Annotated in this window: 19 protein-coding genes, 2 tRNA genes and 2 pseudogenes; 14 read left to right on the top strand and 9 right to left on the bottom strand. The window is 64.7% G+C overall.

Annotated elements, in window-relative coordinates; genetic code table 11:
• Positions 1-3 precede the first annotated feature (3 nt).
• From ettA to MHEC_RS08520, 4 genes are read left to right on the top strand one after another with little or no spacing between them, the layout of a single operon-like run.
• A complete protein-coding gene (gene ettA, locus MHEC_RS08505) occupies positions 4-1,680 on the top strand; it encodes an energy-dependent translational throttle protein EttA (protein ID WP_048893040.1) in 1,677 nt (558 codons plus the stop codon).
• Positions 1,681-1,729: 49 nt separating this feature from the next.
• Positions 1,730-6,586 (top strand): NAD-glutamate dehydrogenase, encoded by a 4,857-nt coding sequence (locus tag MHEC_RS08510; protein ID WP_048893039.1) that lies wholly within the window; start codon positions 1,730-1,732, stop codon positions 6,584-6,586.
• Positions 6,583-6,996, top strand: a complete 414-nt coding sequence (locus tag MHEC_RS08515; RefSeq protein ID WP_048893038.1) for an acyl-CoA thioesterase — start codon at positions 6,583-6,585, stop codon at positions 6,994-6,996. The genes MHEC_RS08510 and MHEC_RS08515 overlap by 4 nt, the downstream gene beginning before the upstream one ends.
• Complete coding sequence (locus MHEC_RS08520) at positions 6,984-7,646, top strand: hypothetical protein (RefSeq protein ID WP_048893037.1); 663 nt, start codon at positions 6,984-6,986, stop codon at positions 7,644-7,646. The genes MHEC_RS08515 and MHEC_RS08520 overlap by 13 nt, the downstream gene beginning before the upstream one ends.
• A 571-nt stretch (positions 7,647-8,217) precedes the next feature.
• On the opposite strand, the gene MHEC_RS08525 is transcribed toward MHEC_RS08520, so the two are convergent.
• From MHEC_RS08525 to MHEC_RS08550, 6 genes and pseudogenes are all read right to left on the bottom strand, one after another.
• Positions 8,218-8,604, bottom strand: coding sequence for an LppA family lipoprotein (locus MHEC_RS08525; RefSeq protein WP_071700496.1), 387 nt, complete (start codon positions 8,602-8,604; stop codon positions 8,218-8,220).
• Between the two features lie 57 nt (positions 8,605-8,661).
• A pseudogene (locus MHEC_RS08530) lies at positions 8,662-9,734 on the bottom strand (putative alpha/beta hydrolase).
• Complete coding sequence (locus MHEC_RS08535) at positions 9,716-10,030, bottom strand: DUF2563 family protein (protein WP_048893035.1); 315 nt, start codon at positions 10,028-10,030, stop codon at positions 9,716-9,718. The pseudogene MHEC_RS08530 and the gene MHEC_RS08535 overlap by 19 nt, the downstream one beginning before the upstream one ends.
• Before the next feature lie 119 nt (positions 10,031-10,149).
• A complete protein-coding gene (locus MHEC_RS08540; protein ID WP_048893047.1) occupies positions 10,150-10,602 on the bottom strand; it encodes a TIGR03618 family F420-dependent PPOX class oxidoreductase in 453 nt (150 codons plus the stop codon).
• A gap of 168 nt (positions 10,603-10,770) precedes the next feature.
• Positions 10,771-12,462, bottom strand: coding sequence for a glycoside hydrolase family 13 protein (locus MHEC_RS08545; protein ID WP_372507342.1), 1,692 nt, complete (start codon positions 12,460-12,462; stop codon positions 10,771-10,773).
• A complete protein-coding gene (locus MHEC_RS08550) occupies positions 12,345-12,731 on the bottom strand; it encodes a globin (RefSeq protein ID WP_160315066.1) in 387 nt (128 codons plus the stop codon). Before MHEC_RS08550 ends, MHEC_RS08545 begins: the two co-directional genes overlap by 118 nt.
• Positions 12,732-12,895: 164 nt before the next feature.
• On the opposite strand from MHEC_RS08550, the gene MHEC_RS08555 reads away from it, so the two are divergent.
• From MHEC_RS08555 to MHEC_RS08565, 3 genes are all read left to right on the top strand, one after another.
• On the top strand, positions 12,896-13,543 hold the full coding sequence (locus MHEC_RS08555) for an HNH endonuclease (protein ID WP_048893033.1): 648 nt from the start codon (positions 12,896-12,898) through the stop codon (positions 13,541-13,543).
• Between the two features lie 82 nt (positions 13,544-13,625).
• On the top strand, positions 13,626-13,850 hold the full coding sequence (ctaJ, locus tag MHEC_RS08560; RefSeq protein ID WP_048893032.1) for an aa3-type cytochrome oxidase subunit CtaJ: 225 nt from the start codon (positions 13,626-13,628) through the stop codon (positions 13,848-13,850).
• Positions 13,837-14,304: a DUF5130 domain-containing protein gene (locus MHEC_RS08565; RefSeq protein WP_048893031.1), complete on the top strand. Its 468-nt coding sequence runs from the start codon at positions 13,837-13,839 to the stop codon at positions 14,302-14,304. The genes ctaJ and MHEC_RS08565 overlap by 14 nt, the downstream gene beginning before the upstream one ends.
• A gap of 35 nt (positions 14,305-14,339) precedes the next feature.
• On the opposite strand, the gene pepN is transcribed toward MHEC_RS08565, so the two are convergent.
• Complete coding sequence (gene pepN, locus MHEC_RS08570) at positions 14,340-16,922, bottom strand: aminopeptidase N (RefSeq protein ID WP_048893030.1); 2,583 nt, start codon at positions 16,920-16,922, stop codon at positions 14,340-14,342.
• A 143-nt stretch (positions 16,923-17,065) separates the two neighbouring features.
• Between pepN and MHEC_RS08575 the strand changes: the two genes are divergently transcribed.
• From MHEC_RS08575 to MHEC_RS08585, 3 genes are read left to right on the top strand one after another with little or no spacing between them, the layout of a single operon-like run.
• Positions 17,066-17,677 (top strand): Rv2466c family mycothiol-dependent reductase, encoded by a 612-nt coding sequence (locus MHEC_RS08575; RefSeq protein WP_071700498.1) that lies wholly within the window; start codon positions 17,066-17,068, stop codon positions 17,675-17,677.
• Positions 17,678-17,708: 31 nt separating this feature from the next.
• Positions 17,709-18,200 carry a ribose-5-phosphate isomerase gene (locus MHEC_RS08580; protein ID WP_048893045.1) on the top strand — a complete coding sequence of 164 codons (492 nt, stop codon included), beginning with the start codon at positions 17,709-17,711 and terminating at the stop codon, positions 18,198-18,200.
• 2 nt (positions 18,201-18,202) lie between these two features.
• Complete coding sequence (locus tag MHEC_RS08585; RefSeq protein ID WP_048893028.1) at positions 18,203-19,009, top strand: Fpg/Nei family DNA glycosylase; 807 nt, start codon at positions 18,203-18,205, stop codon at positions 19,007-19,009.
• 604 nt (positions 19,010-19,613) lie between these two features.
• Here MHEC_RS08585 and MHEC_RS08590 read toward each other — a convergent pair.
• Together MHEC_RS08590 and MHEC_RS08595 are read right to left on the bottom strand one after the other, a co-directional pair.
• Positions 19,614-20,798 carry a serine hydrolase domain-containing protein gene (locus MHEC_RS08590; protein ID WP_048893027.1) on the bottom strand — a complete coding sequence of 395 codons (1,185 nt, stop codon included), beginning with the start codon at positions 20,796-20,798 and terminating at the stop codon, positions 19,614-19,616.
• 52 nt (positions 20,799-20,850) lie between these two features.
• A tRNA-Gly gene (locus MHEC_RS08595) sits at positions 20,851-20,921 on the bottom strand.
• Positions 20,922-21,046: 125 nt separating this feature from the next.
• Here MHEC_RS08595 and MHEC_RS08600 point away from each other — a divergent pair.
• From MHEC_RS08600 to clpP2, 4 genes and pseudogenes are all read left to right on the top strand, one after another.
• Positions 21,047-21,123, top strand: a tRNA-Pro gene (locus tag MHEC_RS08600).
• Between the two features lie 44 nt (positions 21,124-21,167).
• A pseudogene (gene tig, locus MHEC_RS08605) lies at positions 21,168-22,567 on the top strand (trigger factor).
• Positions 22,568-22,710: 143 nt separating this feature from the next.
• Positions 22,711-23,304 carry an ATP-dependent Clp protease proteolytic subunit gene (locus MHEC_RS08610; RefSeq protein ID WP_082169988.1) on the top strand — a complete coding sequence of 198 codons (594 nt, stop codon included), beginning with the start codon at positions 22,711-22,713 and terminating at the stop codon, positions 23,302-23,304.
• A complete protein-coding gene (clpP2, locus tag MHEC_RS08615) occupies positions 23,301-23,936 on the top strand; it encodes an ATP-dependent CLP protease proteolytic subunit ClpP2 (protein WP_048893024.1) in 636 nt (211 codons plus the stop codon). The genes MHEC_RS08610 and clpP2 overlap by 4 nt, the downstream gene beginning before the upstream one ends.
• Positions 23,937-23,938: the final 2 nt, after the last annotated feature.

Below are 23,938 nucleotides of genomic sequence, written 5' to 3' on the forward strand. Positions count from 1 at the left end.
TGCATGGCTGAATTCATCTACACGATGAGGAAGGTCCGCAAGGCGCACGGCGACAAAGTCATCCTGGACGACGTCACGCTGAACTTTCTGCCGGGAGCCAAGATCGGCGTCGTCGGACCGAATGGCGCGGGCAAGTCGAGCGTCTTGCGGATCATGGCCGGCCTGGACAAGCCGAATAACGGTGACGCCTTCCTGGCCACGGGTGCCACAGTGGGCATCTTGGAGCAGGAGCCGCCGCTGAACGAGGAGAAGACCGTCCGCGGCAACGTCGAGGAAGGCTTGGGTGACCTGAAGGCCAAACTCGACCGCTTCAACGAGGTCGCCGAGCTGATGGCCAGCGACTACTCCGACGAGCTGATGGAAGAGATGGGCAGGCTGCAAGAGGAGCTCGATCACGCTGACGCCTGGGACATCGACTCGCAGCTCGAGCAGGCGATGGACGCGCTGCGCTGCCCGCCGCCTGACGAACCGGTCACCCACCTATCCGGCGGCGAGCGCCGCCGGGTGGCGTTGTGCAAGCTGCTGCTGAGCAAACCGGACTTGCTGCTGCTTGACGAGCCGACCAACCATCTCGACGCCGAAAGCGTGCAGTGGCTCGAACAGCACTTGGCCGCCTACCACGGTGCAATCTTGGCCGTTACCCATGACCGCTACTTCCTCGACAACGTCGCCGAATGGATCCTGGAGCTCGATCGCGGCCGCGCCTACCCCTATGAGGGGAACTACTCCACCTATCTGGAGAAAAAGGCCGAGCGGCTCGCGGTCCAGGGCCGCAAGGACGCCAAGCTGCAAAAACGGCTGCAAGAAGAGTTGGCCTGGGTCCGGTCCGGGGCCAAGGCCCGACAGGCCAAGAGCAAGGCGCGCTTGCAGCGCTACGAGGAGATGGCCGCCGAGGCGGAAAAGACCCGCAAGCTCGACTTCGAAGAGATCCAGATCCCGGCCGGACCCCGGTTGGGCACGCTGGTCGTGGAGGTGGACCACCTCGACAAGGGCTACCAGGGACGCACCCTGATCAAGGATCTGTCCTTCAGCCTGCCCCGCAACGGCATCGTTGGCGTCATCGGCCCGAACGGTGTCGGTAAAACCACGCTGTTCAAGACAATCGTGGGGCTCGAGCAACCCGACAGCGGCACGGTCAAGGTCGGCGAGAGCGTCAAAATCAGCTATGTCGACCAGGACCGGGCGGGCATTGATCCCAACAAGACGGTCTGGGAGGTCGTCTCCGACGGGCTTGACCACCTCGAAGTCGGTCACAACGTCATGCCGTCGCGCGCCTACGTCTCGGCGTTCGGGTTCAAAGGGCCTGACCAACAGAAGCCGGCCGGTGTGCTCTCCGGTGGCGAACGCAACAGGCTGAATCTGGCGCTCACGCTCAAGCAGGGTGGCAACTTGATCCTGCTCGATGAGCCGACCAACGACCTCGACGTCGAGACCCTCGGCTCGCTGGAAAACGCCCTGGTGAACTTTCCCGGCTGCGCCGTCGTCATTTCCCACGATCGCTGGTTCCTCGACCGCACCTGCACGCACATCCTGGCCTGGGAAGGCGACGCCGACAACGAGGCGAAGTGGTTCTGGTTCGAGGGCAACTTCGGCGCCTACGAGGAGAACAAAATCGAACGGCTCGGCATCGAGGCCGCCCGACCGCACCGAGTGACCCACCGGCGGCTGACCCGCGACTAATGTCGGCTGCATCAGCGCTGGCATGGGTGCTGAGGCAGGAGCAGTCGGCATGAGGATCGATCCACCGGCTACCAGCCTCCACGGCGGCGTCGACTGGACCAAGTTCACCCGCGACGAGGACATCCCGGACTGGATCAGGAAGGCCTACGCTGACAGCTACCGCGGCCCGCACAGCGACAAACCCCCCGACGCCGGCACGCCGTCGTCAGCCGGACTCGGTGCCGCTGAGCAGCCCGTGGAGGCCGTCACAGCCGGCCTGCTGAGCGCGCACTACCGGCTTGGGCGGCACCGCCCCGCGGGCGAAAGCCGGGTCGCGGTGTACGGCGCAGACGACCCGGCCGGGTTCGGTCCGGCGCTGCAAGTGGTGACCGACCACGGAACCATGCTGATGGATTCCGTCACGGTGCTATTACATCGGCTCGGCGTGGCTTACCTGGCGATCATGAACCCGGTATTCGAGGTGCGTCGCAGCTTGAGCGGAGACCTGCTGAGCGTCGAGCCGCCAACCGGTGCCACCGAAAGCGTCGAAGAGACCTGGATTCACGTCCAGCTGTCCCCGTCGGTCGACCGAAACGCTCTCGCCGAAGCCGAACGTCTGCTCCCCGGTGTCCTCGCCGATGTCCGGCAAGTCGCCACGGACGCCGCAGCGATGATCGCCACGCTTAACGAACTGGCCGACGACGTCGACACCAACCGCAACGGACACTACGAGGGACCAGACAGACAGGATGTGGCGGCGCTGTTGCGGTGGCTGACCGACGGAAATTTCATGCTGCTCGGCTACCAGCGTTGCCCCGTGCATGACGGGCGGGTCTACGGCGACGAGTCGACCAGCAGCCTGGGTGTGCTGCGCCGGCGCAAAGGGTCGCGCCCCCGGCTGACGGACGACACCAAACTGCTGGGCTGGGCGCAGACCACCGCCGCGAGCTACCTTCGTTTCGGCGCTTATCCGTATGTCGTCGCGGTCCGTGAAAACGCCGAAGGCAGCGTCTTCGAGCACCGCTTCGTTGGGCTTTTCACCGTCGCCGCGATGAACGCCGACGTGCTGGGTATCCCCATGATCTCGAGCAGGGTCCGTGACGCGCTCGCACTGGCCGACCGCGACCCGAGCCATCCGGGGCAGCTGCTGCTCGACGTCATCCAGACCATCCCGCGTTCGGAGCTTTTCGCGCTGAGCGCTGAGCAACTGCTGTCGATCGCCAAAGCCGTGGTGGACCTTGGATCACAGCGGCAGGCGCTGCTGTTTCTGCGTGCCGACCCGCTCGGGCGTTTCGTGTCTTGCCTGGTTTATCTGCCTCGTGATCGCTACACCACGGCGGTGCGCTTGCAGATCGAGGAAATTTTGGTGCGTGAATTCGGTGGGGCCAGCCTCGAATTCACTGCGCGTGTCACCGAATCACCTTGGGCACTACTGCATTTCATGGTCTGGCTGACAGAGGACGGGCATTCGGTCGACACGTCGGAGTCCAAACGGGTCCGCGTCCAAGCGCTGCTGACCGAGGCCGCCCGCACCTGGTCCGACCGGCTGATCGGTGCAGCCGCGACCGGCGCCATCGGGCAGCTTCAAGCCGAGCACTATGCGGCGGCGTTCCCCGAGTCCTACAAGCAGGCCGTCACCCCGAACGACGCCATCAACGACATCACCGTCATCGACGAGCTGACCGACGATTCGGTCAAACTGGTGTTGTCAGAACACGACTATGACGACACTGCGCGGCTGACATGGTATCTGGGTGGCCGTACGGCATCGTTGAGTCAGCTGCTTCCAATGCTGCAATCCATGGGCGTGGTGGTGCTCGAGGAGCGGCCGTTCACCGTCACCCGGCCCGACGGACTAGCGGTGTGGATCTACCAGTTCAAGATCACTCCGCAACCGACCGTACCGCTGGCGCCGCCGGGCCCCGAGCGAGAGGCTACTGCGCAGCGGTTCTCTGATGCGGTCGCCGCGATCTGGCAGGGCCGTGTCGAGATTGACCGGTTCAACGAGCTGGTGCTGCGTGCGGGGCTGACCTGGCAACAAGTCACGGTACTGCGCAGCTACGCCAAATACCTGCGGCAAGCGGGATTTCCCTATAGCCAATCGCATATCGAATCCGTGCTCAACGAAAACCCGCACACCGCAGGTGCGTTGGTCGCGCTGTTCGAAGCGCTGTTCGACCCCGACCCGTCCGGCTCGCGGAAAACCCGCGACGCGCAAGCAGCCGCCGCCGCGGTGACCGCTGATATCGACGCGCTGGTGAGCCTGGACACCGATCGTGTGTTGCGAGCATTCGCGTCGCTGATCCAAGCGACGCTGCGCACCAATTACTTTGTGAAGCGCGTCGGTTCAGCCCGCAGCCAGGATGTGCTGGTGCTGAAACTGGACGCCCAGTTGATCGGTGAGCTGCCGGAGCCGCGGCCGAAGTTTGAAATCTTCGTCTATTCCCCCCGCCTCGAAGGCGTGCATCTGAGATTCGGCCATGTGGCGCGCGGTGGACTGCGCTGGTCGGATCGCCGCGAAGACTTCCGCACCGAAATCCTCGGTCTGGTCAAGGCACAAGCAGTCAAGAACGCCGTCATCGTGCCCGTCGGCGCCAAGGGCGGCTTCGTCGTCAAGCAACCCCCGCTGAGCACCGGCGATGCCGCTGCCGACCGCGACGCCATCCGCAACGAAGGCATTGCGTGCTACAAGCTGTTCATCTCCGGGTTGCTCGATGTCACCGACAACGTCGACCACACCAGCGGCAAGGTCAGCCCCCCGCCAGGGGTGGTGCGACGCGACGGCGACGACGCCTACCTGGTGGTGGCGGCCGACAAGGGTACCGCCACCTTCTCCGATATCGCCAACGACGTCGCCAGATCCTACGGGTTCTGGCTTGGCGACGCGTTCGCCTCCGGCGGTTCGGTCGGCTACGACCACAAGGCGATGGGCATCACCGCCCGGGGCACTTGGGAATCGGTGAAACGACATTTCCGGGAGTTGGGTGTCGACACCCAAAGCCAGGACTTCACCGTCGTCGGCATCGGCGACATGAGTGGTGATGTGTTCGGCAATGGCATGTTGCTGTCCAAGCACATTCGGCTGGTGGCTGCCTTCGATCACCGACACATCTTTGTCGACCCGGATCCCGACGCCGCCAGTTCCTGGGAGGAACGGCGGCGGCTGTTCGAGCTGCCGCGTTCCAGCTGGGACGACTATGACAGGTCGCGGATCAGCACTGGCGGCGGGGTGTACAGCCGCGAACAGAAAGCCATCCCGATCAGCGACCAGCTGCGCACCGCGCTGGGCATCGACGACGACGTCAGCGAGATGACGCCGCCGAATCTAATCCGCGCGATTCTGCGGGCGCCGGTCGATCTGTTGTTCAACGGCGGTATCGGCACCTATATCAAGGCGGAAACAGAAAATGACGTCGACGTCGGCGATCGTGCCAACGACGCGGTGCGGGTCAACGCAAACCAGGTACGGGCCAAGGTCATTGCAGAAGGAGGCAATCTCGGTGTCACCGCGCGGGGCCGCGTCGAGTTCGACCTGTGCGGCGGACGGATCAACACCGACGCGCTGGACAATTCGGCCGGCGTGGACTGCTCGGACCACGAGGTCAACATCAAGATCCTGGTCGACTCGCTGATCACCGCGGGCAAGGTCAAGCCCGAAGAGCGCAGCCGCCTGCTTGAGTCGATGACCGACGAAGTAGCCGAGTTGGTGCTCACCGACAACGCCGACCAAAACGACCTGATGGGCACCAGCCGGGCCAACGCTGCCAGCCTGCTCAATGTGCACGCGCGCCAGATCAAACAGCTTGTCGCCGAACGTGGTCTAAGCCGCGAACTCGAGGCGCTGCCATCGGAAAAGGAGATTCGCCGGCGCGCCGAGACCGGCATCGGCCTCACCTCACCCGAGCTTGCGACCTTGATGGCACACGTCAAGCTGGCGCTCAAAGACGAGGTGCTGGCCAGCGATCTGCCCGACCAAGAGGTGTTCGCTGCCCGGTTGCCGCAGTACTTCCCCTCCGTGCTGCGCGACCGTTTTGGCTCTGAGATCCGCTCGCATCAGTTACGCCGTGAAATCGTAACCACGATGCTGGTCAACGAACTGGTCGAGGCGGCCGGTATCACCTACGCCTACCGGATCACCGAAGACGTCGGGGTGAAGCCGGTCGATGCGGTACGCACGTACGTGGCCACCGATGCCATCTTCGGGATAGAGAAGCTGTGGCGGCAGATCCGCGCCGCAGACGTGCCGGTTGCCACCTCGGACCGGATGACGCTGGACACCCGGCGCTTGATCGACCGCGCCGGACGCTGGTTGCTCAACTACCGTCCGCAACCGCTGGCCGTCGGCGCTGAGATCAACCGATTCGGGAAGAAGGTGCAAGAGCTGACACCGCGGATGTCGGAGTGGTTGCGTGGCGACGACAAGGCGATCGTGGAAAAGGAAGCCGCAGAGTTCGCGTCACAGGGCGCACCCGAGGAGTTGGCGTACATGGTCGCAACCGGGCTGTATCGCTACAGCCTGCTCGACATCATCGACATCGCCGACATCGTGGACCGCGATCCCGCCGAGGTCGCCGACACCTATTTCGCGCTGATGGACCGTCTCGGAACCGACGGTCTGCTGACCGCGGTGTCGGCGCTTCCACGGGATGATCGCTGGCAATCCCTGGCGCGCTTAGCGATTCGGGACGACATTTATGCTTCGCTGCGCGCGTTGTGCTTCGATGTGCTCGAAGTGGGCGAGCCCGACGAGAGCGGCGAAGAGAAGATTGCCGAATGGGAACACACCAGCGCCTCCAGGGTGGAGCGCGCCCGCCGGACACTGACCGAGATTTATGAGAGCGGAGCAAAGGATTTGGCCGCACTATCGGTGGCTGCGCGGCAGATCCGCCGCATGACGCGTACCAGTGGACGAGGATCGTCTGGGTGAGCACCGGATTCGTCGCGGCCGTCCCAGTGCGTTGGTCGGACATCGACATGTATCAACACATCAACCACGCGACCATGGTGACGATCCTTGAGGAGGCGCGTGTCCCGTTTTTGCGAGAGCCTTTCGGCGCCAATATCACCACAGTCGGTCTGCTGATCGCCGATGTGCGGGTTAGCTACAAAGGTCAGTTGCGGTTGGTCGATTCGCCGCTGCAGGTGACCATATGGGTGAAGCGGCTACGCGCGGTCGACTTCACGCTCGGCTACGAGGTACGCTCGGTCAACGCAGCGCCTGAGTCGAAACCTGCTGTGATCGCCGAGACGCAGCTGGCGGCGGTTCATATTGATCAACAACGGCTGGTGCGTCTTTCGCCACGTCAACGGGAGTACCTGCAACGGTGGTTGCGCTAACTGAGCGGGGACTCTGGCTAACCGACCCGGCGCACCGCAAAGATTTGGCCACTTTCGTCGACCGCGCGTTGCGCCTCGACGAGGCTGCCGTCATCCGTCTTCGAGCTCGCCCGGGAGGTTTGTTGACGGCTTGGGTGGCAACCGGTTTCGATGTTCTGGCCAGCCGGGTAGTAGCCGGCATCGTGCGCCCCGAGGATTTGTCCGCTGCCGCAGACCAATTGGCGCGAGGCCTCGCTGCGATGGATAGCTCCGGCTATGTCGATCCCGGTTTTCCGATGGACTCGGCATGGCGGGGGGCGTTGCCGCCGGAGTCGGGCTTCACCCATCTTGATGACGTACCGGCCCGGGTGATGCTGGATTTGGCGCAGCGCGGCGCACGCCTCGCCAAGGATCACGGCAGCTCCCACGGCCCGCCGGTCTCGCTGCTTGACCAGGAGGTTGTCGCAGTCAGCTCGGCCGACGTCAGCGTCGGTATCCCGATGCGCTGTGTGTTTACTTTGACTGCAATGGGTTTCCTGCCGCAGTCCCCGGATGCAGTTGACACGGACGAGATCGTACGAGTGCGTATTCTGCCGTCCTGGCTACGAATCGACGCTCGATTCGGGTCGGTGTATCGGCGTCGCGGCGACCCGGCGCTGGTGTTGCGGTGAGGTTTGGTGGTTCTTCGGTTTTAAACGGCCAGTTGTGACGTGCACGTGGTCACGGCCGACGAAATAGCGGCAGGCGTGCTCGTGTGGGCTGCTCTGCACCCTGGGTGCAAGAGCGGGTGAGGACCTGCCGGCGCGACATCGGTTACGGCGAAAATGCTCGGGGTGGTCCGACACAAGATTCGTTGGCGCTGCCTGCAAGACGACCGTCAGCGCGAGTCGTTTAGCGAGGCGATCGCACAGGTGCCACGCACCCTGGGAGTTTCGGGAGGCGGTTTTCTACGTGGCGATCGTCCCAGCCGCGGCCGCTGGCAGCGCGATCCGCACCCCGGGGTTTTTGCCCAATGCGACGGGTGTATAGGCGTGCCCTGAAGCCCGCGCTGAACGCGTTCGCAGCACATTCGGCGACAGATGCCCAACCTCAACCGAGGCTTGGGCGACCCGGGTAGGCCCACGTCCGTGCGCACTGGCAGCAGCGGGCGCGCGCTGGTGGTCACACCGCATATTCCGCCTCGTCAAGTGTTTGGAACACGGAGGATGAACGGATACAAAGCGCCGCAAGACGATCACGTTGCTACTTTTTGGCGCGCGGTAAGCGGCAGCCGGTGTAGCCGGAAACGACGAGATTACCCCGGTATCCAATTTTGATGAAGATTCCAGTGGGACCGGAGAACCACACGTCGTGATTGCCGGGTTGATCCTGCATCACCTGAACATTGGTGGCGCCGATCTTGGCGGCGGCTTCTTTGGCGGCTTCAAGAACCTTCGCCCAATCCGATTCGGAGAGCGGCACGCGAACGGCAACTTGATCCGGCAAAAAGTACCTCTTTCCGTCGGTTTGCTCGTAGGGGTGCTCACAATTTCCGGTTGAGCCCTCGTGGGGTGTTTCCCATGTTATCGACGGGATTATATTCGTTGCCGCACTTGTAATCTCAGTCGTCACCGACGGCGATGGCGGCATGTGTTTGAAGCCCGGTGTGGGTGTCCAACACCAGCAGCTTGCGATCAGGGTTGTCTTTTACAGCTTTATCAACCGCCTGCAGGTCGGCGAGGTTCTTGGCGCCGGTTCGGTCCGCATCGTAACGGCGTTGCCACGCTTCATAATCGAGCCGCTCTTGGAAGATCGCACCTGGCTCATTGGGTGGGGGGATGTTTTGCCCTGCGCCCAATCCGGATGCTGGGCTTTCAACGCTTCGGCCTGCGTGGCGGCGGCTTGGGCCTGCGCCAATTCCTCGCCCAGCGTCAGCCGATTGTAACGGTCGCGGTCCACAGCCGGCAGCCCGTCATGGTTTCCGAGCAAATGGTCATGCCGATAAAGCCAATCCCGCTCCTCCGGAGTGAGCTCCATCCACAAGTCGTGAAGTTGGTTGGGGTCCTCCGGCAGCGGCTTAGACAGCGCATCTTGAATGTCGCGGCGGTCATCATGCGGTGGGTTCTGGTCGTCGGGTTTCGCTGGGGATTCCGGTGCGTCGAGCGCTTGGATCCCAGCGGGGTCGTACCCATCCGTTCGCAGGTTGGTTTGCGACCTCTGCAGGTAGTCCGAGTAGCCATTGCGGATCGACTGTATTCGGATGAGGGTGTCCCTGGTGTCATCGATCGCTAGGTGTTCGAGATCCGAGATGTGCCGATCGAGAACCTGTAGGTCGTGCGCAGACAGCTGACCGCTGCGTTCGAGTGCGTAGGCCTCACCGAGTTGCCTGTCGATATCTTCGAGTTGACGCTCCAGGCCCGCAATAAGCACGCCGCACGTTCGCTGCGTTTCAGCCAGTGTGGCGGCGACATTCTCCAGATCCGCCCCGATCCTCGGTAATTGGGCCGCCTGCACACCCAGCGAGGATGTAACCCGCTGTATTCGGCGGAGTCGTTGATCGGATGCTCACCGGTTTCCCGGTTCCAGGACGCCTCAAAGCGGCTGCGCGCATCGGCGAACGCATTCCTGGACTCGGTCGTGCACTGGCCCGCATTGTGAAAAGCCTGCGCCAAATCTGCAATCTGCTCCGGACGGCCGCTTTGGATGCTGTTGTTGACCGCCCAAGGATCTCCCCCGGCCGCGGTGATCAGCTTGCCGAGACTTATATTTTGGAGCTGCATTGCACCGCTCGCAGCGTTGCGGCGTTGTTCTTCTCCATTTCGGTGAAATCAGCTGCGACTGCGCGGGCCTTTCCGCCGATGTCGGTCAGGGTCTGTTGGTGGGCTCGCAGTCTGGCCGTGTGATGGGTGTGCGCGTCGGTGACCGCTACACAAAACGCATATGCCGCGGCGAAGTCGCCGAACATCCCGCGCACCGGTGTTGTCCCGGCCAGGTGATTGGCCCCGTCGTCCGCGTGCCGGCCTGCCCGGTGGGAATCGTCGGCTCCCGAGTGCAGCAATCCGGTGTTGACATACATCGCAACCCTTTCCCGAACTGTGGGTCAAGGCTACAGCGTCGCGTTTGCCGGTCAATTCACCCGTTGACCACCACGCCACATCAGGTGGTTGCATGCCTGAGGAGCGGCCGAACACAAGGCTAGCCGTTGTCCGGATTGGTATAGATTCGGCTCGGGGTGATCAGTACGGCGGCTCGCCGCTCCTCAGCCATCACCCGGTCGTAGGTGGTCCAATCGTCGTGGCTGCCACCCGCGGCTTGAAAGATGTTGCGCAACAAGATCCGCAGGGCTTCGTCATCGACATCGGCGTGTGGGTCGTCCGGACCGATTATCTCGGCGTGGCCCTCGACGGTAGCCCATTGCCAGCCGGCGCGGGCGACGATCGTCGCCCGAGAATCGGTGCGCAAGTTGCGCAGCTTCAGTGAGCCACCGATAGCCACCAACCCGACGACGTCTGCCTTCGTCAGTGGGTGGGGCAAGACGCCGGCGTTGACCACCGACGCCTGAATACTGGCGTCATTGCGCAAGGTGGCAAAGACACACAACCCGCGGTCTCTCGACAACAGCTCGGCAAAAACGGAAAGATCGGTCACGACGTCAGTGTCTCCCAGCGCCGAACGTGAGCGTAGTTGGTCGGCATCGGGTCGCATCGGAACACCGCCATTCGGCCCGCTAGCGCCTCGACTCCCCGGGAGTGCTGCGGGAGACCAAGCCGGCCCGATTCAAGAACTTGATATCGCATCGGTCGGCCTCGCGGCGCACTACACCAGCCAGGCTGCGGCGTTCGGCGGCAGTTTCCCGTTGGCCAAGTCCGTACTGGCAAGCAGCAGCTCGCCGTCGGGCAGGGTCAGCAAGCGATCGCCGGCGTTCAGCGCACAAATCAAGCCGCCACCGCGCCGAAAAATCAGCGCCTCGCGCGGCGCGGGCAGCCAATCGATGCGGTCACCGTCGAATTCAGCACGCGTGCGCCGTAATTCAACCGCGCGCCGGAAGAACGACAGCGTCGAGGCGGGATCGCGAAGCTGTTTTTCGACGGTTACCGCCGCCCATTCAGGCGGCATCGGCAGCCAGGTGTCAGAGCAAGCGGAAAACCCGAACGGAGGGGCATCGCCGCTCCACGGTATCGGCACCCGGCAGCCGTCGCGGCCACGTTCGGTATGCCCCGAGCGCTCCCAGGTCGGGTCCTGCAGCACCTCGTCGGGCAACTCCACGTCGGACAGGCCCAGCTCCTGGCCGTTGTAGAGGAACGCGGTGCCCGGCAAGGCGAGCATCACCATCGCCATGGCTCGCGCCCGCTGCAGCCCGACTGCCCCGCCGCCGTAGCGGGTGACCTCCCGTCCGACGTCGTGGTTGGCCAGCGTCCACGTCGGGGGAGCGTCTTCGATCGCCGCAGCGGCCAACGTGTTGTCGACCGCGTCGCGGATGTCGTGGGCATCGAACTCAGCCTTGGCCAACCGGAAGTTGAAACCAAGATGTAGCTCGTCGGGCCGCAGGTATTCGGCCCAGCGGGCGTTGTCATCCACCCAGATTTCGCCGATCGTGACCGCGCCGGGATAGTCATCGACGATCCGGCGGATGTGGCGGTGAATCGCATGCACGCCGGCGTGGTTGAACCGCGGGTCGTCGTCCCGGTGGCGCAGCAGCCGGTTGCCTTTGGCCTTCATGTCCGGCAGGCCGGGGGGTTTGGCCATCCCGTGTGCGACGTCGATGCGAAAGCCGTCCACACCGCGTTCCAGCCAGAAACGCAGCGTCTTCTCCAGGTCGTCGAAAACCTCAGGGTTGTCCCAATTGAGATCTGGCTGAGCGGCGTCGAACAGGTGCAGGTACCACTGGCCCGGGGTGCCGTCCCGCTCGGTAACCCGGGTCCAGGCCGGTCCACCAAAAACCGACTCCCAGTTGTTCGGCGGCATCGATCCGCCGGGTCCACGGCCGTCGCGGAAGATGTAGCGATTCCGCGCGGCGCTGCCAGGCTTCGCCGCCAGCGCGGCCTGAAACCACGGGTGCTGCGAACTGGTGTGGTTGGGCACCAGGTCCATGGTGATCTTGATCTGGTGCCGGTGCGCGCCGGCGATCAGCCGCTCGAGCGCGGCCATGCCGCCGAACAGCGGGTCGACATCACGGGGATCGGCGACGTCATAGCCGTGGTCGGCCATGGGTGAAACGGTGACCGGGTTGAGCCAGATGGCGTCGACGCCGAGCAGGGTCAAATACTCGAGGCGGGCCACCACTCCGTCCAGGTCGCCGACGCCGTCGCCGTTGCTGTCGGCGAAGGATCGCGGATACACCTGGTAAAACACCGCATGCGACCACCACGCGCGGCCACCACCGCGACCCATCAGAACGGTGAGTTGACCAGGGAGTGGGCCGCCATTTCCAGATAGTCGAGCAATTCCTTGCGGTGCTCGTCGTCCAGGGTCTGCGCGTCGATGGAGGCGACGGCGGTGTGCATGCATCGCAGCCAGGCGTCGCGCTCAAGCGGGGAGATCCGAAATGGCATATGGCGCATCCGTAACCGGGGATGGCCGCGCCGTTCGGAGTACGTTCGCGGGCCACCCCAGTACTGCTCGAGGAACATCCGCAATCGCTCCTCGGCACCCGAAAGGTCCTCTTCCGGATATACCGGGCGCAGGATCTCGTCCTCGGCGACCAGCTGGTAGAACCGCGACACGATCGCGTGGAACGTTTCCGCGCCGCCGACGGCGTCGTAGAAGGACTGTTGCACCGGTTCCATCGCTTCCATTGTGGGGCATCACCTGCGGCACGACGGCACCCCGTGTCCGCCGGATCACCCGCGGGCACCTGATGTTCACCTTTTGACCAGGGCACACAGCCCGAATTGGCGTGCGATCGGGGGCGAATCATGGTGGACTGTTCGGCGGAGGACCTATGGCGCAGCGCACGAAACGCCGCAGCCACCGCAGTTCTGCGGCCGCGGCACGGCTAACCGGGCCAGCGGCCGGCTCATGCCTGCGCAGCGTCGACGCCCGTCCGCCCAGTCCCCACGACGGCGCCTCTTTCTGGACGCGCCGTCGTGTGCTGTTACTGAACTCGACCTACGAACCGCTGACGGCGTTGCCGCTGCGCCGGGCGATCATCATGCTGATCTGCGGCAAAGCCGACGTCGTGCACGATGACCCGGCCGGGCCGGTCATCCACTCCGCGACCAGGTCGATTGTCGCGCCGTCGGTGATCCGGCTGCGCTCGTACGTCCGGGTGCCGTACCGGGCTCGCATCCCGCTGACCAGGGCCGCGCTGATGCACCGCGACCGGTTCTGTTGCGCCTACTGCGGGTCCAAGGCCGACACCGTCGACCACGTGGTGCCGCGCAGCCGCGGCGGCGACCACTCCTGGGAGAACTGCGTGGCCTGCTGCTCGACCTGCAACCACCGCAAGGGCGACAAGCTGCTCGACGAGCTCGGCTGGACGCTGCGCCTGGCGCCGACCCCGCCGAAGGGACAGCACTGGCGACTGCTGTCGACAGTCAAAGAACTCGACCCCGCGTGGGCGCGATACCTCGGCGAGGGCGCGGCCTAGCCCGTCGTCGACTCAGCGGGGCAACGCGTCGGGGCGGAGCCGGGCAACCCCACGATGGGATACCGTGTGCGTCGTGAGCGTGATGGAGATCCACCTCTACTTCCTGGGAATCCCCCTGTTGCTGGTGGCCGTGCTGGCCGCGCTGATCTGGTCACGACGGGGACCGCATCCGGCGACGTACAAGTTGTCGGAGCCGTGGACGCATCCCCCGATCCTGTGGGCCGCCACCGACGAGGACGTCGGCGGCCGCCACGGACACGGCAACTCGGAGTTCAGCGTGGGGGGTGGCGCCAGTGGCCGGTGGTGAAGTCGCGACAATCGCACCCGCCCAACTGCCGAACGGGTGGGTCATCACCGCCAGCGGAAGAATTTCCGGCGTCACCGAGCCGGGCGATGTCTCGGTGCACTACCCGTTTCCGATCAAAGACCTTGTCACGCTTGACGACGCGCTGACCTACGGGTCGCGGGCAGCCAAGGCGCGGCTGGCCGTCTACATCGGCGATCTGGGCAGCGACACCGCAGCGCGCGCCCGCGAGATCCTGGCGAACGTTCCGACCCCCAACAACGCGGTACTGGTAGCCGTTTCGCCTGACCAGCATGCGATCGAGGTGGTTTACGGCGCCCAGGTGCGCGGCCGCGGTGCCGAATCGGCGGCGCCATCGGCCGTGGCGGCCGCCGCGTCGGCGTTCAAAGAGGGCAACCTGATCGACGGGCTGGTCAGTGCGGTCCGAGTGCTCAGCGCGGGGATCTCGCCGATCTAGCTGACCGCATGGCCGCAAGCGGCCCCGCTCGTGGGTCAGGCCGTTCCCGAGCCGTCGAGTCGGCGGGCGTTCAGCGCGCGCTCCACCTCCGCGCGGCCCTCCAGCACCAGTCGGCGCAACGGCGGAGGCACGTCGGGGTCGGCCAGGAAGTCATCGGCGGCGGCCAGCCCGTCGTCGCTGATGTCCCAGGACGGATACAGACCGATCACCACCGTTTGTGCGACTTCACTGGACCGCCGTGCCCACACCCCGGATATGGCCGCGAAGTAGCGCGGGGTGAACGGCTTGAGCAGCTCGGCCTGACCGGGCGCGGTGATCCCGGCGATGATCGACCGTCCGACAACGTTGGGCAGCGTGTCGTCCTCGATCACCTTGTTCCAGGCGTCTTCCTTGACACGCAGTTGCGGCCGCGCCGCTGAAGCCTTGGCGCCGTTGCGCTTCCCGGCCGCCGTCGGGTCGCGCTGCACCTCGGCGTCGATGAACGGGGTCTCCGGCCCGTCGGCGTCGACGACGCCCGCGGCGGCCAGCGCCGCCACAATGCGCCACCGCAGATCGGTGTCCACCGCCAGACCTCTCAGCCCCAGCTCGGCCGGATCGGTGTCCAGCAACCGCGACAACACCTGGGTGTGCCGCTCGGATAGCACCGAAGCGCACAGCGCGTTGACGTAGGCCAGCTGGCGATCCGATCCGGGCTCGGCGGTACGGGCCAGCTCCAGCAGCCGGTCCCCGAACGCCGGCCAACCGTGCTCGCGAGCCCAAACCGGCTCGGCGTAGGAGCCCAGTGCGGTCTGCGCCTGTTGCAACAGCCGTTGGGCCACCCCGATCTCGGTTTCGGCCTGGACTCCGCCCGAGACCAGCGCCACGAAATCGCGGGCCTTGAATTCGGCGTTGCGGGTCATCTCCCAGGCCGCCGACCACACCAGCGTACGGGGCAGCGGCTCGGCGATATCGGCGATGCGCTCCAGCGCGGTCTGCAACGAGTGCTGGTCAAGCCGCAGCGAGCAATAGGTCAGATCGTCGTCGTTGACCAGCACCAACTGGCCACGCGAAACACCTTGCAGTGCTTGCACTTCTGTCGATGGACCAGTGACGTCGAATTCTTCGCGGTGTACCCGCACGAGTTTGCCGGTACCGTCGTCGTCGTATAGCCCAACCGCCAGTCGATGTACGCGCGTTTCACCGGCACCGGGCGCTGCGCCGCTCTGCTGAATCGCGAACCGGGTGAACCGACCTTCGGCGTCGACGTCGAAGTCGGCCCGCAGGGTGTTCAGCCCGGTGGTTTTCAGCCACTGCCGGCCCCAGTCGGAAAGGTCGCGGCCAGATGCCTTTTCGAGCGCCGCCAGCAGATCGTCGAACGTCGCATTGCCAAAGGCGTGCGTTTTGAAGTAATCGCGCAGCCCGGCCATGAAGTTATCGCGTCCCACGTAGGCCACCAGCTGTTTGAGCACGCTGGCGCCCTTGGCGTAGGTGATCCCGTCGAAGTTGACCTCGACCGCGGCCAGGTCGGGGATGTCGGCGGCCACCGGATGCGTCGAGGGCAGCTGATCCTGCCGGTAGGCCCACGACTTCTCGGCGTTGGCGAATGAGGTCCAGGCTTCGGTGAACTCGGTGGCCTCGCTCTGGCATAGCACCGAGGCGAAGGTGGCGAACGACTCGTTGAGCCACAGGTCGTCCCACCACCGCATGGTGACTAAATCACCGAACCACATGTGCGCCATTTCGTGCAGCACCGTCTCGGCGCGACGCTCGTAGGACGCGCGAGTGACCTTGCTGCGGAAGACGTAGTCCTCGATAAAGGTCACCGCACCCGCGTTTTCCATTGCGCCGGCGTTGAATTCGGGCACGAACAATTGATCGTACTTGCCGAATGCATAGGGCACACCAAAGTGCTTGTGGTAGAAAGCGAATCCTTGCTTTGTTTGGGTGAACAGTCGCTCTGCATCCATGTATTCGGCCAATGTGGCCCGGCAGAAGATGCCCAGCGGGATCTCGCCATGCTCGTCGATGTAGGTGTCGGTCCACCGGGTGTAAGGTCCGGCGATCAGTGCAACCAGGTAAGTGCTCATCCGCGGGGTAGTGGCAAACGTGCGGACACCGTCCTCGACGCTGAGAGGAGCCGCGTTGGAGATGACGTGCCAGTGGTCGGGTGCCCGCACCGACACGTCGAAGGCGGCCTTGATGTCGGGTTGGTCAAAGCAGGCGAACATGCGCTTGGCGTCGGCGGTTTCGAACTGCGAGTACAGGTACACCTCGTCGTCGACAGGGTCGACGAAACGGTGCAGGCCCTCGCCGGTGTTGGAGTAGCGGCAGTCGGCGTCGACGACGACGACGTTGTGCCGGTCCAGCCCGGTCAGCGCGATCCCAGTCGACTCGTCGTAGCCGGACACGTCGAGCTCGCGGCCGTTGAGGGTGGCGCGATGAACAGCGTCTGCGGCGATGTCGATGAAGGTGTCAGCACCCGGCAGTGCCTCGAACTCCACCGTCGTCGTCGACCGGAAGGTGCGCTCGCCCGGCCTGCCGTTGCCGTCGGTCAGGTCGAGGCTGATGCGGTACCTGTCGACGGTGATCAGGGCGGCGCGTTCGAGGGCTTGGTCACGGGTCAAATTGGGAAGTGCCACGGGTCTAAACTAGCCCGGCGACGATGCAGAGCGGGTAGCGCGATGGGGGAGCCGGGCAATCAAGTTCTCGCCACCGGGAACAGTTCTTCGGCGGCTACGGTTGTGCTGGACGGCTGTCCACAGCGTCGATGAGAGGATCTTGCATGTCCGAGAAGTCAGTCGCCGATTTCTGGTTCGACCCGCTGTGCCCGTGGGCCTGGATAACCTCGCGCTGGATCCTCGAAGTGGAGAAGGTCCGTGACATCGCGGCAAACTTCCACGTGATGAGCCTGGCGATCCTCAACGAAGGCCGCGACGACCTGCCGGAGAAGTACAAAGAGGGAATGCAAAAGGCGTGGGGCCCGGTTCGGGTGGCGATTGCCGCGGAACAGGCTCACGGCTCCGAAGTGCTCGCACCGCTCTACACCGCAATGGGCACCCGCATCCACAACGAGGGCAACAAGGATCTCGACGACGTCATCAAGCAGTCGCTGGCCGACGTGGGTCTGCCCGCCGAGCTAGCGCAGGCCGCTAACACCGACGCGTACGACGAGGCGCTGCGCAAGAGCCACCATGCGGGCATGGACGCGGTGGGGGACGACGTCGGCACCCCGACCATCCACGTCAACGGGGTCGCGTTCTTCGGTCCGGTGCTCTCGAAGATTCCGCGCGGCGAGGAGGCCGGCAAGCTGTGGGACGCCTCGGTGACTTTCGCGTCATACCCCCACTTCTGGGAGCTCAAGCGGACCCGCACCGAGCCGCCGCAATTCGACTGAGTGTGGCGAGGCTTCCGGCACAATGGCGGGCATGCGCGTCTACCTGGGCTCCGACCACGCCGGCTACGACCTCAAGCAGCACATCATCGAGCATCTGAAGAAATCCGGGCACGAGCCGATCGACTGCGGCGCGTTCCGCTATCAAGCCGACGACGACTACCCGCCGTTTTGCATCGCCGCCGCCACCCGCACCGTGGCCGACCCGGGCAGCCTGGGCATCGTGCTGGGTGGTTCCGGCAACGGCGAGCAGATCGCCGCCAACAAGGTGCCCGGCGCACGCTGCGCACTGGCGTGGAACGTGGAAACCGCGGCGCTGGCCCGCGAACACAACAATGCCCAGCTCATCGGCATCGGCGGCCGAATGCACACGGTGTCCGAAGCGCTCGCGATCGTCGACGCGTTCTTGACCGCACGGTGGTCGAAAGCCGAACGCCACCAACGTCGTATCGACATCCTCGACGAATACGAACGCACCCATGAGGCGCCGCCGGTACCCGGCGCGGAACCCTCGACGGCCGGCTGACCATGCCCGAAGGGCACACCTTGCACCGGCTGGCCCGGCTGCATCAAAGACGTTTCGCCGGCTCGCCGGTGGCGGTGTCCAGCCCGCAGGGCAGGTTCGCCCGATCGGCGTCTGCTGTCGACGGGCTGGTACTGCGGCGCGCCAGCGTTTGGGGCAAGCACCTCTTCCACCACTACGTCGACGGTCCAACGGTGCATGTCCACCTCGGCTTGTACGGTCACTTCACGGAGTGGGCCCGTCGTCCCGGACTCGCCATCCCGCCACCGGTGGGGCAGGTGCGGATGCGGATGGTCGGTGCCGAATACGGCACCGACTTGCGTGGGCCGACGGTGTGCGAACTGCTCGACGAGGCCCAAGTGGCGGACGTGGTGTCGCGGCTTGGCCCCGACCCGCTGCGCCGCGATGCCGACCCGGCCTGGGCATGGACGCGGATTGCCAAGTCCCGCAGGCCAATCGGGGTCTTGCTGATGGATCAAACGGTGATCGCCGGCGTCGGCAACGTGTACCGCAACGAACTGCTTTTCCGCCACGGCATCAACCCCTATCGGCCCGGTCGGGCGATCACCGGCGCGGAATTCGACGCAGCCTGGCGGGACCTCGTGACGCTGATGAAGGTTGGGCTACGCCGCGGCAAAATCATTGTGGTACGGCCAGAACACGACTGCGGAGCGCCGCCATACCTGCCTGACCGCCCACGCACCTATGTGTATCGCCGTGCCGGAGAGCCATGCCGGATCTGTTCGGCGACGATTACCGCCGCTGAGATGGAAGGTCGAAATATCTTCTGGTGTCGGGTATGTCAGCGGTGAAAATGGCAGGTGAGATGCGAAGTGAGGTCAACGACGTTGCCGCTCAGGGGATTCCTGGGCAGTGGTGCCGATCGATATAGGCCGCACGCCGAGAAAGACACAGTTTATTCATAGATACCTTGGGTATAACCGTATCCGTGAATAGATTCGCACGATTTGCCACAGCGACAGCCGCACTTGCCGTTGGTCTCGGTTTGGCCGGGTTGGGTGCCGCAGCCAGCGCTCAGGCCCAGCCAGGCCCTTTCCCGCGATGGTGCCCTGGTGAGTTTTGGGATCCTGGCTGGGGGGATAACTGGGACTGGGACCACTGCCACGACAACTGGCGTGGACCTGGTGGGCCGCCGCCCCCGCCGGGATGGGGGCGGGGTGGGCCACCGCCGCCACCGCCGCCGGGATGGGGACCGGGCGGGCCGCCACCGCCACCGCCGCCGCACGGACCCGGGGTCCGGGTGGGCCTCCGCCACCGCGGTGATCCGGGGTGGCCGGGCCTAGTCTAGTCCAGGGCTGACAGCGGCCGAACACACCTAAAGCGTCCGTAGCCTCCAAACCGCACCTGCCGACGAGCCTGGCAGGTGCGGTTGCTACGTGCGGCGTCGGCTGCGCGTCAGTCTCTGCGGACGCCCAGCGCCGCGTAGACCTCGTCACTTAACGCCACACTGCGCGGGTCTGCGTTGGCCTTGGTGGCGTCGTAGCGATTCATCACATACGCGTAGCCGATCCGGTGCTCAAGGTCGACGAACGCGAACGACCCGCCCAACCCGCCGTGGCCGAAAATCCCCGGATTGGGCCCATTGAGACGACGCTGGTTGAGCATGTAACCCAGGCCCCAGCCGTGGTCGGCGACCCGGGGACCTAGCACCAGGTCGGTCTCAAAGCCCCCCTGACAAACCCGGACCAGTTCCATGTGGCGGCGGGTGAGCAGCTTTTCCTCGGCCAGCGCGTTGTAGAACGTCGCCATGCCCAGCGCCGACACCTGGGCATTGTTGGCCGGAAACTCCAGCTCTCGCCACAGCGCCAGGTCATTCGAGCCCAGCTCGTCGTCGGGCACAAACCCCATCCCGACGGCCAGCCCCGCCTTGGGATGCTCGGCCAGCGTGACCGGACAGGCAGGCGCCTGCGCCGAGGCCAACATCTCCCGAATGTGGGGCTTGTCCACCAAATCCGCGCAGCGGTGATGTTCGCCGGCGGGCAGGCCGATGTGGACGTCGATACCCAGCGGCTCGGCGACCTCGCTGCGCAGGTACTGGCCGATGGTGGTGCCGGTGACCCGGCGAAACACCTCGCCGAGGATGAAGCCGAAGGTGAACATGTGGTAGCCCTGCGCGGTATTGGGCTTCCACCACGGCTCGGCGGCGGCCAGCCGGTCGCACACCAGGTCCCAGTCGGCCATCTGCTGCCAGGGCACGGGCTTGCGCGGACCGATCACCCCGGAGCGGTGGTTCATCACCATGGCCACGGTGATGTCTTGCTTGCCTGCCCGGCCGAATTCCGGCCAATAGCGGGCGACGGGCGCGTGCAGGTCGATCTCACCGCGCTCGGCGAGCCGGTGCACACACGTGCTCGTCAGGCCCTTGGTCCCGGACAACACCGTGGCCAGGGTGTTCTCGCGCCATGGCCGCGTGCCGGCAGCGTCCGCCGAACCGCCCCACAGGTTGACGACCAGGTCGCCGTCCACCCAGACCGCGACCGCGGCGCCGACTTCGTTGCGCAGCGCGAAATTCTGCTCGAACGCATCCCGCACCCGCTCGAAGGCCGGCGCGCATGTTCCCTGAATGTCGACGTCGCCCATCTGCTTGATCGACGTCCTCCTGGCTTCGTCGGCTATCGCGGACCCGGGTCGGAGCGGGCGACGGGAATCGAACCCGCGTCGCTAGTTTGGAAGACTAGGGCTCTACCATTGAGCTACGCCCGCAGAAAATTCTCGAGCGCGACTGTACGTCGGGGCAGACATCAAATCCAAATGAGGCCGTTCCGTGACTTCGGTGTGAGGCGACTGCCGCGACGGTGGACCCGGGCCGTAGGATCGCGAGGTCAGCGCGGGGTGTAGCGCAGCTTGGTAGCGCATCCGCTTTGGGAGCGGAAGGCCGTGGGTTCAAATCCCGCCACCCCGACCAGCGCAGCTCGCGTCAACCATGAATCGACACCAAGGAGCACACCCGTGAAAAGCACCGTCGAGCAGTTGAGCCCCACCCGGGTTCGCATCAATGTGGAGGTGCCTTTCACAGAACTCGAACCAGATTTCGAACGGGCATACAAGGAGCTGGCAAAACAGGTGCGGCTGCCCGGTTTTCGTCCAGGTAAGGCACCGGCCAAGCTGCTTGAAGCACGCATCGGACGCGAAGTGATGCTCGACCAGGTGGTCAACGACGCGCTGCCCAGCCGCTACGGGCAGGCCGTGACGCAGGCGGATGTGCGTCCGCTGGGCCAGCCCGAGATCGAGGTGACCAAAAAAGAATACGGCGAGGACCTGGTTTTCACCGCCGAAGTCGACGTGCGACCTGCGATGACGCTCCCCGACCTCAGTGCGCTGACCGTCACCGTGGACCCGGTCGAAGTCACCGACGAGGACGTCGAGAAGGAGCTGCAGTCGTTGCGCACTCGGTTCGGCACACTGAGGCCGGTCGAGCGGCCCGCGGCTGAGGGGGACATCGTTTCCATTGACCTGTCCGCCAGCATCGACGGCGAGGAAGTCGCGGACGCGGCTACCGAAGGCCTCACGCATGAAGTCGGTTCCGGTCAACTGGTCGACGGCCTCGACGAGGCGATCGTCGGCTTGTCGGCCGGCGAATCGGGGGTGTTCACCACCACGTTGGCACATGGACCGCACGCGGGGCAGGAGGCTCAGGTCACTGTCACCGTTGGCTCGGTCAAGGAACGCGAGCTGCCCGAACTCGATGACGAATTCGCGCAACTGGCAAGCGAATTCGACACCATAGACGAGTTGCGCGCGAATCTGGTCGAGCAAGTCCGCCGGGCCAAGCAGATCCAGCAGGCCGAGAAGATCCGCAATGCCACGCTGGATAGCCTGCTGGAGCAGGTGGACATCCCGCTGCCGGAGGCGATTGTGCAGGCCCACGTCGACGAAACGATGCACAACGCACTGCACGGCCTCGACCACGACGAAGCCAGATTCGCCGAGGCGTTGGCCAAGCAGGGATCGTCGCGCGAGCAGTTCGACGCAAATGTCCGCGCCGCCGCCGAGAAGACGGTCAAGACGCAGCTGGTGCTGGACGCCCTGGCCGATGAGCTGGGCATCCAGGTCAGTCAGGACGACCTCACCGAACGGCTGGTGTCGATGTCCCGGCAATACGGTGTCGAGCCTGCGCAGCTGCTGTCGTTTTTGCAGCAGAACAACCAGTTGCCGGCCATGTTTGCCGACGTGCGGCGGGGTTGACGGTGGCCGCCGTGGTGCAGGCGGCAACGGTTAAAGACACGGACGGACACGTCATCGACACTGGTGAGTTGTTCGGTAAACGCAGGGCTGACGAGGCCGATGAGGCTGAGGGGGTCGATGAGGTTGAAACCGCTGCGGCCGATGAGGCCGCCGGCGAGGCCTAGCACGGTGTCCCGGCCGGTCAGCGTGACCGACGTGGCGACATGACGCCACGCTGTGAGCGAACGCGGGCACTTCGGGGAGTGCATGACGTCGCCGGTTGGTTAATGTCGGTGCAGACGCAACTCGAGAAAGCAGGTATCCCGTCGTGACAGGCATGCGTACGAACACGCAGGGTCTCAACCTCACCGACTCGGTCTACGAGCGTTTGCTCGCCGAGCGCATCATTTTCCTGGGCTCCGAGGTCAACGACGACATCGCCAACCGGCTCTGCGCGCAGATTCTGCTGCTGGCCGCGGAAGATCCCGCCAAAGACATCTCGCTGTACATCAACTCGCCGGGCGGGTCGATCAGCGCCGGCATGGCGATCTACGACACCATGGTGCTGGCACCCTGCGATATCGCGACCTACGCGATGGGCCTGGCCGCCTCGATGGGTCAGTTCCTGCTCGCCGCGGGCACCAAGGGCAAGCGCTACGCGTTGCCGCATGCTCGGATTCTGATGCATCAGCCGATGGGCGGCGTGACCGGGAGTGCCGCCGACATCGCCATTCAGGCCGAGCAATTCGCGTTGATCAAGAAAGAGATGTTCCGGCTCAACGCCGAGTTCACCGGCCAGCCCGTTGAACGAATCATGGCAGACTCGGACCGCGACCGCTGGTTCACCGCGCAGGAAGCCTTGGAGTACGGCTTTGTCGACCACATCATCACCAACGCCCCAGTCAACGGAGCACCATCATGAATCCCGATATCCAGCCGCAGGCCCGCTACATCCTGCCGTCCTTCATTGAGCATTCGAGTTGGGGCGTCAAAGAATCCAATCCGTACAACAAGCTGTTCGAGGAGCGCATCATCTTCCTCGGCGTCCAAGTCGACGACGCGTCGGCCAACGACATCATGGCGCAGCTGTTGGTGCTGGAGTCGCTGGATCCTGACCGCGACATCACCATGTACATCAATTCGCCCGGCGGCGGGTTCACGTCGCTGATGGCGATCTACGACACGATGCAGTATGTGCGCGCCGACATCCAGACTGTCTGCCTGGGGCAGGCCGCCTCGGCCGCGGCGGTGCTACTGGCCGCGGGAACACCGGGCAAGCGAATGGCGTTGCCCAACGCGCGGGTATTGATCCACCAGCCTTCGCTGTCGGGCGTGATCCAAGGCCAGTTTTCCGACCTGGAAATCCAGGCCGCCGAGATCGAGCGGATGCGCACGCTGATGGAAACCACCCTGGCCCGGCATACCGGCAAAGACGCCGCGCAGATCCGCAAAGACACCGACCGCGACAAGATCCTGACCGCCGAAGAGGCCAAGGATTACGGGATCATCGACACCGTGCTGGAGTACCGGAAGCTTTCTGCCACCACGGCTTAGGG

Source organism: Mycobacterium heckeshornense, assembly GCF_016592155.1.
GTDB classification, from domain to species: Bacteria; Actinomycetota; Actinomycetes; order Mycobacteriales; family Mycobacteriaceae; genus Mycobacterium; species Mycobacterium heckeshornense.

Bases quoted from the DNA above. Each gene is read 5' to 3' on its own strand.
- clpP2 (WP_048893024.1), top strand. From the start codon at position 23,301: ATGAATCCCGATATCCAGCCGCAGGCCCGCTACATCCTGCCGTCCTTC.
- MHEC_RS08545 (WP_372507342.1), bottom strand. From the start codon at position 12,462: ATGCATGCACACCGCCGTCGCCTCCATCGACGCGCAGACCCTGGACGA.
- MHEC_RS08510 (WP_048893039.1), top strand. From the start codon at position 1,730: ATGAGGATCGATCCACCGGCTACCAGCCTCCACGGCGGCGTCGACTGG.
- MHEC_RS08580 (WP_048893045.1), top strand. From the start codon at position 17,709: ATGCGCGTCTACCTGGGCTCCGACCACGCCGGCTACGACCTCAAGCAG.
- ctaJ (WP_048893032.1), top strand. From the start codon at position 13,626: ATGGAGATCCACCTCTACTTCCTGGGAATCCCCCTGTTGCTGGTGGCC.
- MHEC_RS08535 (WP_048893035.1), bottom strand. From the start codon at position 10,030: ATGTATGTCAACACCGGATTGCTGCACTCGGGAGCCGACGATTCCCAC.
- MHEC_RS08590 (WP_048893027.1), bottom strand. From the start codon at position 20,798: ATGGGCGACGTCGACATTCAGGGAACATGCGCGCCGGCCTTCGAGCGG.
- MHEC_RS08525 (WP_071700496.1), bottom strand. From the start codon at position 8,604: ATGCCGCCATCGCCGTCGGTGACGACTGAGATTACAAGTGCGGCAACG.
- MHEC_RS08575 (WP_071700498.1), top strand. From the start codon at position 17,066: ATGTCCGAGAAGTCAGTCGCCGATTTCTGGTTCGACCCGCTGTGCCCG.
- MHEC_RS08555 (WP_048893033.1), top strand. From the start codon at position 12,896: ATGGCGCAGCGCACGAAACGCCGCAGCCACCGCAGTTCTGCGGCCGCG.
- MHEC_RS08585 (WP_048893028.1), top strand. From the start codon at position 18,203: ATGCCCGAAGGGCACACCTTGCACCGGCTGGCCCGGCTGCATCAAAGA.
- ettA (WP_048893040.1), top strand. From the start codon at position 4: ATGGCTGAATTCATCTACACGATGAGGAAGGTCCGCAAGGCGCACGGC.